Genomic DNA, 11,385 nt, shown 5'->3' with positions numbered 1-11,385 from the left:
AGTCGGGCAAAGTGCCCTCGTGCAGGTAGCGTCGGACAGGTGAGCCAGGAAACCGAGACCCGACGGCGGCCGATGGTCGACTGGGACCTCGCGGCGTCCACCGGAGCGCGGTTGGTGCGCGGTGGTCCGCAGGTGCCGAAGGAAGAGGCCGCGCGCGCGGTCACCGACCTGCGTGACCTCACGGCCGAGGCCGAGGGCCACGTGCGGGAGCTGACGGGCCTGGGCAGGGACCTGCCGCTGCTGCCGGGCACGGTCGTCGACCGGCCGGGCTGGGTGCGCTCCGCCGCGTCGGGGCTCGAAGCGCTCACGGGCCGCGCGCTGCCCGAAGCGCAGGGCGGCCCGCTCGGCCCGATCCTGGCGTCGGGCGCGGGCGTGCAGACAGGACTGGTGCTGTCCTTCCTCGCTTCGCGCGTGCTCGGCCAGTACGACCCCTTCGGCGGCCCCGAACGCGAAGGGCAGCTGCTGCTCGTCGCGCCCAACGTGGTCGCCGCGGAGCGCGCGATGAAGGTGCACGCGCACGACTTCCGGCTGTGGGTCTGCCTGCACGAGTGCACGCACCGCCTGCAGTTCACGGCCGTGCGGTGGCTGCGCGACTACTTCGCCGACGAGGTCGAACGCCTCGTCACCGGCATCGCCGGCCACTCCGCCGACGGACTGTCCGACCTCGTGGGCCGCCTGCCCGAGGCGCTGAAGCAACGCGGCAAGGGCATCGGCATCGCCGAACTGCTGCAGTCGCCGTCCGAACGCGCGATCTTCGACCGGCTGCTGGCCCTGTCGACGCTGCTCGAAGGCCACGCCGACTACGTGATGGACGCCGTCGGCCCGCAGGTCGTGCCCACCGTCGACGTGATCCGCTCGCGCTTCAGCGCGCGGCGTCAGGGCGGCGGTGTCTTCGACCGCATGCTGCGCGCGTTGCTCGGGCTCGACGCGAAGATCCGCCAGTACGAAGAAGGCGCGAAGTTCACGAAGCACGTGGTGGACGCCGTCGGCATGGAGGGGTTCAACGCGGTCTGGCGGTCGCCGAACACGCTGCCGACCCGGGCCGAGATCAGCGATCCCGCGGCCTGGGTGCGGCGCCTGCACGGGTGAGCGCGCTCGCGGCGGTCCGCCGGGCCGTGCGGGAGTTCCTGACGACGCACACGCCGCCGCCGGAGGTGTGCGTCGCCGTGTCCGGCGGGGCGGATTCCCTTGCCCTGGCGGAAGCCACGGCATACGTCGCGCGCCACCTGAAGCTGCGTACGCGAGCGCTGATCGTCGATCACGGGCTTCAGGACGGCTCCGCCGAAGTCGCCGCGCGAGCCGCTGTGGCCGTGAAGGAGCTCGGAGTGGATGCGACGGAGATCCTCACCGTCGACGTCACCGGCAAGGGCGGCCCCGAAGCCGCCGCGCGCACCGCGAGGTACCGCGCGCTGCGCGAAGCAATGCCCGACGGCGAAGGAGGACTCGTGCTCCTCGGCCACACCCTCGACGACCAAGCCGAAACGGTGCTGCTCGGCCTCGGCCGCGGCTCCGGACCGCGGTCGCTGGCCGGCATGCGCCCGCTCGACCCGCCGTGGGGCCGGCCGCTGCTCGGCGTCACGCGGGAGCAGACCCGCGGCGCCTGCGCCGAGCTCGGCGTCGAACCGTGGCAGGACCCGCACAACGCCGATCCGCGCTTCACCCGCGTCCGCCTCCGCACGGAAGTGCTGCCGCTGCTGGAAGACGTGCTCGCCGGTGGCGTTGCGGCCGCGTTGGCCCGAACGGCCGCACAGCTGCGTGACGACACCGAGGCGTTGGACACAGTCGCGGACAGGATTCTCACCCGCGCGGGCGGGCCCGAAGGGCTGGCCGTGACAGTGCTCGAAGCCGAACCCGCGGCACTGCGGAGACGGGTTCTCCGCAGGTGGCTGCTGGGCTCGGGCGTGCGCGAACTCACCGACGCGCACCTGCGCTCGGTCGACGCGCTCGTGGCGCGCTGGCGCGGGCAGGGCGGCGTCTGGCTGCCGGGCAACTTGGAGGCGCGCCGGTGCCGTGGCAGGCTCTCGCTGTCCGGACCCGAACCCACCACCCGAGGGGAATGACCGTGTACGAGGGCGAGATCGCCTCCGTGCTCATCACCGAGCAGCAGATCAAGGACAAGATCGCGGAGCTGGCGGCCAAGATCGCCGCGGACTACCCCGAAAACGGCCAGGGTGACCTTCTCCTGGTGGGCGTGCTCAAGGGTGCCGTGATGTTCATGACCGACTTCGCCCGCGCTCTGCCGGTGCCGACGCAGCTGGAGTTCATGGCCGTGTCGTCGTACGGCTCCTCGACCTCGTCGTCGGGTGTGGTGCGCATCCTCAAGGACCTCGACCGGGACATCGCGGGCCGCGACGTGCTGATCGTCGAGGACATCGTCGACTCCGGCCTCACGCTTTCGTGGCTGCTGAAGAACCTCGCGAGCCGCAACCCCGCGTCGCTCGAGGTCGTCTCGCTGCTGCGCAAGCCGGAGGCCGTGAAGGTCGACGTGCCGGTGAAGTACATCGGCTTCGACATCCCCAACGAGTTCGTGGTCGGGTACGGCCTCGACTACGCCGAGCGCTACCGCGACCTGCCCTACATCGGCACACTGGACCCGCACGTCTACACGTCCTGAAGCCGGGGCTGAACCTCGCGGGGCCTTCGAACGTGTCAAAGGTGGTAACGCGCAGGCGGTGTTGCGGCGATCACACACAGCGGGGAACCTGGGGTTCGCCGATCGCGTCATAGGTGCCGACCTGGTGCGTTAACCTATGCGAAGACCTACTGCCAAGCGAGCGGGGAGCTCGCGCGGGGGAACGGAGAGAGGGCAATGGGCAACAGCAGCTTGGCCGATGCCAACGCGTTCAAGAGCGCCGCTGTCAACGGCCAGGTCGGCATCGACCCGGACGCCGCGCAGACCGCGCTCAACAAGATCCGCACGGGCAAGGACGCGGTCGAAGCCCTGCTCAACAGCGCGGGTTCGCTGGCGCAGCCGCCGAAGCTCGGCGCGAACCCCGTCGGCCAGGCGATGGCCGAGAAGTTCGTCCAGCGCGCCGACGGCGGTGGCGACTCCTACTCCGCGGCCCTGCAGAACCTGCTGAGCCAGTATGAGGCGGCCGAGCAAGGCATCCTCACCGCTATGGCTCGCTACCACGAGTTCGATCAGTCCGCGGCCGACCCGTTCCGCAAGGCCTGACGAGGGGGATCACGAAGTCATGGCTGGAAACCACGACAGCAGCAGCTACGGCCAGCAGCCGCCGGCGCAGAACGCGCCCGCGAGCGGGTCCGCGGTTCCGCTCGGCGACAACTCGGTCTCGCAGAACATCGTCGACTCCGCGCGCGGTCGCGCCGGCGGGTTCGAGATGGGCGGCGACCGGGCGATCGCCAACCCGCCCAACTGGAACGCGCAGGAGAGCCACCAGCTCTACAACGGCGCGATCACCGACAACGACCCGGGCACGGCCGAGGCCACCGGGCAGCAGTGGACCAAGCACGGCACCGAGCTGAAGACCGCGTCGGACGACCTGTTCAACGCCGTCGCCGAGCTCGGCAACGCGTGGGTCGGCGAAGGTGCCGCGGGTGCGCAGGGAGCGCTCGTGTCCATCGCCAACTCGGGCACGCAGGCCTCCGACGCCGCGCACACGATGGCCGACCGCCTCGCGAAGCAGGCCGCGGCCGCCGCCGAGGTCAAGAAGATGCCGGCGCCGCTCGACTACGACCCGAAGCAGGCCATGTCCGCGGCGCTGGCCGGCGGTCCCGCCGCGCTCGCCGCCGACCAGAAGGCCCAGGCCGACGCCGCCAACGACGTCAAGGCCCAGCAGGTCGCCTTCTTCAACGCCTACACGCAGTCGATGAAAGAGGTCGACAACACGACCCCGAGCTTCGGCCCCGACTCGCTCGGCATGAAGCCCACGCCCACGCACTTCAACGGCAACGACTTCGGCAACGTCGGCGCGGTCTCGGCGCCGGTCGGCGCCGGTGCGCTCGCCGCCGGCAGCTACGGCGTCGGCGGCGGTGGCACGGGCTACTCGGGCCACTCCGGCAGCAGCGCGGCCGCGGGGACGTCCGGTGCGGGCGGCCCGCTGGTCACCGGCAACTCGGGTACCTACGGCACGTCGGGCTTCGACGGCGGCCTGGCCGCTTCGGCAGGCGCGGGTGCCGCGCCCGCCCCGGCACCGGCTCCGGCCGCGCCGGCCGTGTCCGCCGGTGGCGGCGGTGGTGGTGCCGCTTCGGCGCTCGGCCTGAGCGCGCTGGGCGGCGGTGCCGGCTTCGCGAGCGCCAAGCTCGGCCAGGGCTCGCGCAGTGGCGCGCGTAAGAACGAGGAGAGCACGTCGGCGGCCGCCGAGCACCAGAGTGCCCAGGGCGCCGCGCCCGCGCAGCAGCAGGGCGTGGTCTCGGCCGGCGGCACGATCGGTGGCCAGACCCCGCCGGGCATGAACCCGATGGGCGGCGGCATGGGTGGTGGCATGGGCGCCCACGGCGGCCAGGGCCAGGAGGACCAGGAGCACACCCACGCGTCCTTCCTCATCGAGCCGGACCCGGACGACGCCTTCGGTGCCAACGAGGCCACGCCTCCGCCGGTGATCGGTGCCTGGTCGGACGACGACGACAACTGACGGACTTCCCGCGGGCGCGCGGCCTTCCCGGCCGCGCGCCCGCGTCTGTCTCGGACCGTCTGTCTCTGATCGTCTGTCTCGGACACGGCGCAGCACCACCGACAATTTCTTGAACACAACGTCCTGAACACAAGGTGTGACACGGGGTTTGGGGGTTTGGTCGATGCCGAACGCGGAGCTGCTCACCCCGCTCGAGGTGGACTTCCTGTGGGAGTCGGCCGCGCTGGGTGAGCTGCCCTACCCGCTGCGGATCCGTTCGCACGGCGCCACCGTCGACGAGCGCGACGCACTGCGCGCCCGCACGCTCGGCGGCCTGGTCCAGCGGGGTCTCGCCGACGGCCGCGGCCGGCCCGCGCCGCACGTCGAGGAGTACTTCGGCATCCTCGCCGCGCCCGACACGAGCCTCGACACGGTGCAGCTGCTCGATCCCAGCGCCGAACCGCTGCTGGCCGTGGCCGGCGTCGTCGGCGAGCAGGGCCTGTTCGCCGTGCAGGACCAGCGCGGCCTGCACCTGCAGCCGTGCCCGGCCGACGGCTTGGCCACCGCCATCGTCTCGCTCCTGCCGGGCGCGCCGCGCGGCACGGAGAAGTCGATCACGGTGCCGCTGGAGCAGCTCGTGGGCAGCTCTGGCGTCGACTTCATGCAGCGGCGCGGCAACCAGGTCGACGCCTCGGGCCGCGCGAGCGTGGACGAGGACCGCAAGGCACTCGCCCGCCTGCACGCCCAGCCGCGGCTGCGCGGCGGGCAGATCGGTGCCAACGCGCGCAATCGCCTCGGCGGGCGCAGCCGGTCGCCGGTGCTCAGCTGGTTCGACACGGAGACCGGCCGCTACTTCACGCAGGCCACCCGCGGTCGCGACGGGCGCGACTGGATCACCATCGCGCCGGCCGACGCCGCGACCCTGCGGCACCGTCTCGGCGAGATGATGGCCGGCGCGGCGGGGCAGGAGAGCGCGGCAGCGTTCTGAGGAGCTGCTGGTAGTTCAGCACTTCAGGCCGTTTCTGCCCGGGGTTCGCTCGCGCTACGCTGAGCAAGAGATCGATCCTGGAGGGTGAGCACCACCGCATGCACCAAGAGTTCTTCTCGCCGTTGGCGTTCGACTTCCTCTGGGAGTCCGCGGGTCTCGGCGAGCTGCCCTACCCGCTGCGCGTGCGCTCGCACGGTGCCACGGAAGACGAGCGCGTATCGCTGCGGCACCGGGTCGACGTCGAGCTCAAGGCGCGGGGCGTCCGCGACGCGCGCGGCCGGCTCGAACCGCCCGTGGACGAGTGGCTCAACCTGCTCGCCCGCGCGCCGATCTCGCTCGACGCGCTGCACATCCCCGAGTTCCAGGCCCACCCCGTCGCGCTGCTCGCGGCCGGCGACGGGCGGGCCGCCGGCGTCGTCGCGATCCAGGACGCCGACGGAATCTGGCTTCGGGAGACCCCGGCCGACGGCCTGGTCTCCACGATCGTCGACCTGCTGCCCGGCGGCCGCCGCGGCAGCGAGGCGTCTGTCACACTCCCGTTGGACGAGGCGTTGCACACACGCCCGATCCGCGTGCCTGTCGCCGCGGGCGGCCTCGGCGGGGCGGAGGAGAAGGGGCGACGGGCCAAGCGCCAGTCGCTGAGCGAGCGCGCGACGGTCGACCCGCGCGAGACGTACGCGCTGATCTCCGGCCAGCCGCGGCTTCGCGGTGGTCAGCTGGCCGCGAACAGCCGTACCCAGCTCGGAGCCCGGCAGCGGTCCCGCGTGCTGGGCTGGTTCGACACCGCCACGGGCCGTTATCTGAGCCTGTCGCGGGCGGGATCCGATGGCCGCGAATGGGTGACAGTGGCGCCCGCTGACCCGATGACGCTACGGACGCGACTCGGTGAGATGGTGGCTTCAGTGGCCGCCGACACACGCTAGGGTGACGCGAACCGGCACGATCCGGGAACCCTCATGCCGTATTGGCCGTTGACCTGCGTGAGGCTCACAAGGGTCGATCGTCCGGACGGGCGGTACCCTGGTGGGACTGGCCCGGGCACCACGGGTTGTCAACATCGTGATGGCGGGTATCACAGGAGCCGCCCAACCAGGGAGGGTCGAGGCCGCAAGGGCCGAGTCGTATGAACCGGAAGAGCGTGCTCAGGAACCCACTGCTGTGGATCGTCGCAGGGTTGCTGGCGTTGTTCGCCTACAACACGATCTTCGACAGCGATCGTGGCTACACCCAGGCTCCGATCTCCGTGGCAAACGCGCAGATCGACGCGGGTCACGTCAAGGAAGCCAGCATCGAGGACAAGGAACAGCAGGTCAAGCTGTCCTTGACCCAGAAGATCGACGTCAACGGCACCCAGACCGACCAGATCGTCGCGCAGTACCCCGCGAACGCGGCCGTGAACATCTACAACGACCTCGTCTCCGCGAAGGTCAACGGGCAGCCGGTCAAGTTCGACACCAAGGTCACGCAGCAGAGCATCCTGACGCAGATCCTCATCTTCGCCATCCCGCTGGCCCTTGTCCTGGGCCTGCTCATGTGGATGATGAACAACGCGCAGGGCGGCGGCAACCGCGTCCTCAACTTCGGCAAGTCCAAGGCCAAGCAGCTGAACAAGGACATGCCGAAGACGACGTTCGGTGACGTGGCGGGCGCGGACGAAGCCGTCGAAGAGCTGTACGAGATCAAGGACTTCCTGCAGAACCCGGCGCGCTACCAGGCACTCGGGGCGAAGATCCCGAAGGGCGTGCTGCTCTACGGGCCGCCCGGTACCGGTAAGACGCTGCTCGCGCGAGCCGTCGCCGGTGAGGCGGGCGTGCCGTTCTACACGATCTCCGGTTCCGACTTCGTCGAGATGTTCGTCGGTGTGGGTGCGTCCCGCGTCCGCGACCTGTTCGAGCAGGCCAAGCAGAACGCGCCGTGCATCATCTTCGTCGACGAGATCGACGCGGTGGGCCGCCAGCGTGGTGCCGGCCTCGGCGGCGGGCACGACGAGCGCGAGCAGACGCTGAACCAGCTCCTCGTGGAGATGGACGGCTTCGACGCCCGCGGCGGCATCATCCTGATCGCGGCCACCAACCGGCCGGACATCCTCGACCCGGCGCTGCTGCGCCCGGGCCGGTTCGACCGCCAGATCCCCGTGTCGGCGCCGGACCTGCGCGGCCGCAAGGCGATCCTCGAGGTGCACTCGAAGGGCAAGCCGATCGCGCAGGGCGTGGACCTCACGAGCCTGGCCAAGCGCACCGTCGGCATGTCGGGTGCGGACCTGGCCAACGTGCTCAACGAGGCCGCGCTGCTCACCGCCCGCCAGAACGGGCACGTGATCACCGACGTGGCGCTCGAAGAGTCGGTCGACCGCGTGGTCGGCGGGCCGGCGCGCAAGAGCCGCATCATCTCCGAGAAGGAGAAGAAGATCACGGCCTACCACGAGGGTGGGCACGCGCTCGCCGCGTGGGCGATGCCGGACATCGAGCCCGTGTACAAGCTCACGATCCTCCCGCGCGGACGCACCGGCGGCCACGCCCTGCTCGTGCCGGAGGACGACAAGCAGCTGATGACCCGGTCGGAGATGATCGGCCGCCTGGTCTTCGCGATGGGTGGCCGCACGGCGGAGGAGCTCGTGTTCCACGAGCCCACCACCGGTGCCTCCTCCGACATCGAGCAGGCCACGAAGATCGCCCGCTCCATGGTCACCGAGTACGGCATGAGCGCGCGGCTCGGCGCCGTGAAGTACGGCCAGGAGCAGGGCGACCCGTTCCTGGGCCGCTCCGCGGGCCGGCAGGCCGACTACTCGCTCGAGGTGGCGCACGAGATCGACGAGGAGGTGCGCAAGCTCATCGAGACGGCGCACACCGAGGCGTGGCACGTGCTCAACACCTACCGCGACGTGCTCGACAACCTGGTGCTGGAGCTGCTCGAGAAGGAGACGCTGCAGCGCAAGGATCTCGAGCGGATTTTCGCGACCGTCGAGAAGCGCCCGCACATCACCGTCTTCAACGAGTTCGGTGAGCGCACCCCGTCGGACAAGCCGCCCATCAAGACCCCGGGCGAGCTGGCGATGGAGCGCGGCGAGCCGTGGCCGCCGCCGGAGAAGGAGAAGCCGGTCCTGCAGCCGGCGCCGACGCCCGTCGGCACCGCCGCGGGTGCGGGTGACCTCCCCGGTGGTCCGCCGTACGCGCCGCCGACGCCGCCCGACCCGAACGCCAACCCGTACGCTCCGCCGCCCAACGGCGGCCGTCCGAACGGTGGGCCGAACGGCACTGGTCGCTGGCCCCAGTCGTATGGTGGTCAGCAGCCGGGCGGTCCGGCAGGCGGCTACAACCCAGGTGGCCCGAGCGGTGCGCAGAGCGGTCCGCCCAACTACGGGGCGCCTCCGGGCTGGACCCCGGCGACGTCCCCGGGCAGCCAGCCGTGGCGCCCCGCCGAAGACCGTCCGCGTGAGCAGGGCTGGTTCGCCGACGGCGCGAACGGCCAGCAGCCGGACGAGGGGCAGCAACGGCGTGACGTGGACGGACCAGACAAGCACTAGCGACGACGGCCTCCGCCCGGTCCCGGTCTTCGACCAGGACCGGGCGGAGCGCGCTGTCCGGGAACTTCTGCTGGCCTGCGGCGAGAACCCCGACCGCGACGGCCTGCGCGACACGCCGGCCCGCGTGGCCCGCGCCTACCGCGAGATGTTCGGCGGCCTCTACACCGACCCGGACGAGGTGCTCGCGAAGACGTTCGACGAGTCGCACGAGGAGCTCGTGCTCGTCACGGACATCCCGATGTATTCGAACTGCGAACACCACCTCCTCCCGTTCCACGGCGTCGCCCACGTCGGGTACATCCCCAACGCCAACGGCAAGGTCACCGGGCTGTCCAAGCTCGCCCGGCTCGTCGACCTCTACGCGAAGCGGCCGCAGGTGCAGGAACGGCTGACGTCGCAGGTCGCCGATGCGCTGGACCGCAGGCTGGAGCCGCGCGGCGTGATCGTGGTGATGGAGGCCGAGCACCTCTGCATGTCGATGCGCGGGATCCGCAAGCCCGGTTCGCTGACGGTCACGTCGGCGGTGCGGGGGCTGATGCGGACTTCGGCGACTTCGCGCGCGGAGGCGATCGAGCTGATCAAGGGCCGGCGCCCGTGATCCCGGGCCTGCCCCGGCCCGGGCGGTGCGCCGTGATGGGCGTGCTGAACGTGACGCCGGATTCGTTCTCCGACGGCGGCCGCTACCTCGACCTCGACCAGGCGCTGGAGCACGCGCGCGACATGTGGGCGCGCGGGGCGGACCTGATCGACGTCGGCGGCGAGTCGACGCGGCCGGGCGCGCTGCGCGTGGACGCGGAGACCGAGGCGGAGCGGGTGCTGCCGGTGATCCGGCAGCTGGCGTCGGAAGGTGTCGCGCTGTCTGTGGACACGACGCGTGCTTCCGTCGCGGAGGCGGCCGTCGAGGCCGGGGCGCGGGTGATCAACGACGTGTCCGGTGGGCTGGCCGACGCGAACATGGGGCGCGTCGCCGCGGAGTGCCGCGTGCCGTGGGTGCTGATGCACTGGCGCGGGCACAGCAAGGACATGACCAAGCTCGCGACGTACACCGATGTCGTGGCCGAGGTGCGCAGCGAGCTTCAGTCCAGAGTGGACGAAGCGCTCGCCGCGGGCGTGGACGAAAGCGCGATCGTGCTCGACCCCGGGCTCGGGTTCGCGAAGCACGCCGAGCACGACTGGGCGCTGCTGCACGGCCTGGATTCGGTGCTGTCGCTGGGTTTCCCGGTGCTCGTGGGCGCTTCGCGCAAACGGTTCCTCGGCCGGCTGCTGGCCGAAAAGGACGGTGAGCCGCGGCCGCCGGACGGGCGGGAGAACGCCACCGCAGCGATTTCCGCGCTGGCCGCCGCGGCCGGGGCTTGGGGAGTGCGCGTGCACGAGGTGGGCGCGTCACTCGACGCGGTCGCCGTCGCGGCCGCGTGGCGGAAGGGGCGGGCCGATGGCTGATCGCATCACGTTGACGGGGTTGCGGGTGTTCGGCCGCCACGGCGTGTTCGAGCACGAGAAGCACGACGGTCAGGAGTTCATCGTCGACGTCACCGCGTGGCTCGACCTCGGTCCGGCCGCCGCGTCCGACGACCTGACCAAGACCCTGCACTACGGCCAGCTCGCGGAGCTGGCCGCCGGGATCGTGGCGGGCGAGCCGTACGACCTCATCGAGAGCGTCGCGGGCAAGATCGCCGACGAGGTCATGCGCGACCCGCGGCTGAACGCCGTCGAGGTCACCGTGCACAAGCCGTCGGCACCGATCCCGCTGACGTTCGACGACGTCGCGGTCACCGTCCGGCGCGAGCGGTGAGCCGCGCCGTCCTCTCGCTGGGCTCCAACCTCGGCGACCGGCTGGCGTACTTGCGCATCGCGCTGGACACCGTCGGGCCGGCGCTGGTGGCCGTGTCGAGCGTGTACGAGACGAAGCCGTGGGGCGTCGAGGACCAGCCGGACTTCCTCAACGCCGTCTGCCTCGTCGACGACCCCGCGCGCGACCACTGGGCGTGGCTGGAGGTGGCGCAGGCCGCGGAGCAGGCGGCCGGCCGCGTCCGCGAGCTGCGCTGGGGGCCGCGGACCCTCGACGTGGACGTGGTGACCGTCGACGCCGTGGTTTCCGACGACCCTCGGCTGCTGCTGCCGCACCCCGGCACCCCCGACCGCGCCAGCGTGCTGATCCCGTGGCTGGAAATCGAACCGGACGCGGTCCTGCTGGGCCACGGTCCCGTAGCGGATCTCTTGCGGGCTCGGCCGGAGGACGACAAAGCGGGTGTCGTCCTCCGGCCGAACCTGCGGCTCGCTTAGACCCGTCGAGCTCCCCG

12 protein-coding genes are annotated in these 11,385 nt (G+C 71.4%); all 12 read left to right on the top strand.

What is annotated here, in order from left to right; genetic code table 11:
- Positions 1 to 72: 72 nt before the first annotated feature.
- The 12 genes from ACQPXB_RS46405 to folK all read left to right on the top strand — a co-directional run bounded on the left by ACQPXB_RS46405 (position 73) and on the right by folK (position 11,368).
- A complete protein-coding gene (locus tag ACQPXB_RS46405; protein WP_366588839.1) occupies positions 73 to 1,089 on the top strand; it encodes a zinc-dependent metalloprotease in 1,017 nt (338 codons plus the stop codon).
- The gene (gene tilS / locus ACQPXB_RS46400; RefSeq protein ID WP_366588761.1) at positions 1,086 to 2,060 is read left to right on the top strand and encodes a tRNA lysidine(34) synthetase TilS; all 975 of its coding nucleotides are present in this window, start codon (positions 1,086 to 1,088) and stop codon (positions 2,058 to 2,060) included. The genes ACQPXB_RS46405 and tilS overlap by 4 nt, the downstream gene beginning before the upstream one ends.
- 2 nt (positions 2,061 to 2,062) lie before the next feature.
- On the top strand, positions 2,063 to 2,614 hold the full coding sequence (gene hpt, locus ACQPXB_RS46395) for a hypoxanthine phosphoribosyltransferase (protein WP_220247209.1): 552 nt from the start codon (positions 2,063 to 2,065) through the stop codon (positions 2,612 to 2,614).
- A 195-nt stretch (positions 2,615 to 2,809) separates the two neighbouring features.
- On the top strand, positions 2,810 to 3,175 hold the full coding sequence (locus tag ACQPXB_RS46390) for a hypothetical protein (protein ID WP_285971916.1): 366 nt from the start codon (positions 2,810 to 2,812) through the stop codon (positions 3,173 to 3,175).
- 19 nt (positions 3,176 to 3,194) lie between these two features.
- A complete protein-coding gene (locus ACQPXB_RS46385) occupies positions 3,195 to 4,595 on the top strand; it encodes a hypothetical protein (RefSeq protein ID WP_386944750.1) in 1,401 nt (466 codons plus the stop codon).
- Between the two features lie 163 nt (positions 4,596 to 4,758).
- Positions 4,759 to 5,562, top strand: a complete 804-nt coding sequence (locus ACQPXB_RS46380) for an ESX secretion-associated protein EspG (RefSeq protein ID WP_366588757.1) — start codon at positions 4,759 to 4,761, stop codon at positions 5,560 to 5,562.
- A 98-nt stretch (positions 5,563 to 5,660) separates the two neighbouring features.
- Positions 5,661 to 6,485 carry an ESX secretion-associated protein EspG gene (locus ACQPXB_RS46375; RefSeq protein WP_366588755.1) on the top strand — a complete coding sequence of 275 codons (825 nt, stop codon included), beginning with the start codon at positions 5,661 to 5,663 and terminating at the stop codon, positions 6,483 to 6,485.
- A gap of 200 nt (positions 6,486 to 6,685) precedes the next feature.
- The gene (gene ftsH / locus ACQPXB_RS46370; RefSeq protein WP_366588753.1) at positions 6,686 to 9,085 is read left to right on the top strand and encodes an ATP-dependent zinc metalloprotease FtsH; all 2,400 of its coding nucleotides are present in this window, start codon (positions 6,686 to 6,688) and stop codon (positions 9,083 to 9,085) included.
- On the top strand, positions 9,057 to 9,683 hold the full coding sequence (folE, locus tag ACQPXB_RS46365; protein ID WP_366588751.1) for a GTP cyclohydrolase I FolE: 627 nt from the start codon (positions 9,057 to 9,059) through the stop codon (positions 9,681 to 9,683). The genes ftsH and folE overlap by 29 nt, the downstream gene beginning before the upstream one ends.
- 35 nt (positions 9,684 to 9,718) lie before the next feature.
- Positions 9,719 to 10,525, top strand: a complete 807-nt coding sequence (gene folP, locus ACQPXB_RS46360; protein WP_366588749.1) for a dihydropteroate synthase — start codon at positions 9,719 to 9,721, stop codon at positions 10,523 to 10,525.
- Positions 10,518 to 10,877, top strand: coding sequence for a dihydroneopterin aldolase (folB, locus tag ACQPXB_RS46355; RefSeq protein ID WP_432848370.1), 360 nt, complete (start codon positions 10,518 to 10,520; stop codon positions 10,875 to 10,877). Before folP ends, folB begins: the two co-directional genes overlap by 8 nt.
- On the top strand, positions 10,874 to 11,368 hold the full coding sequence (gene folK / locus ACQPXB_RS46350; RefSeq protein WP_386944756.1) for a 2-amino-4-hydroxy-6-hydroxymethyldihydropteridine diphosphokinase: 495 nt from the start codon (positions 10,874 to 10,876) through the stop codon (positions 11,366 to 11,368). Before folB ends, folK begins: the two co-directional genes overlap by 4 nt.
- Positions 11,369 to 11,385 lie beyond the last annotated feature (17 nt).

Source organism: Amycolatopsis sp. CA-161197 (genome assembly GCF_050942255.1).
GTDB lineage: Bacteria > Actinomycetota > Actinomycetes > Mycobacteriales > Pseudonocardiaceae > Amycolatopsis.
Note: the sequence above shows the minus strand (reverse complement) of the source record. Positions and strands in the feature narration are given on the sequence as shown.

Coding starts and splice junctions, on each gene's coding strand:
- ACQPXB_RS46405 (WP_366588839.1), top strand. CDS start 73: ATGGTCGACTGGGACCTCGCGGCGTCCACCGGAGCGCGGTTGGTGCGC.
- ACQPXB_RS46390 (WP_285971916.1), top strand. CDS start 2,810: ATGGGCAACAGCAGCTTGGCCGATGCCAACGCGTTCAAGAGCGCCGCT.
- ACQPXB_RS46385 (WP_386944750.1), top strand. CDS start 3,195: ATGGCTGGAAACCACGACAGCAGCAGCTACGGCCAGCAGCCGCCGGCG.
- ACQPXB_RS46380 (WP_366588757.1), top strand. CDS start 4,759: ATGCCGAACGCGGAGCTGCTCACCCCGCTCGAGGTGGACTTCCTGTGG.
- ACQPXB_RS46375 (WP_366588755.1), top strand. CDS start 5,661: ATGCACCAAGAGTTCTTCTCGCCGTTGGCGTTCGACTTCCTCTGGGAG.
- ftsH (WP_366588753.1), top strand. CDS start 6,686: ATGAACCGGAAGAGCGTGCTCAGGAACCCACTGCTGTGGATCGTCGCA.
- folP (WP_366588749.1), top strand. CDS start 9,719: ATGGGCGTGCTGAACGTGACGCCGGATTCGTTCTCCGACGGCGGCCGC.
- folB (WP_432848370.1), top strand. CDS start 10,518: ATGGCTGATCGCATCACGTTGACGGGGTTGCGGGTGTTCGGCCGCCAC.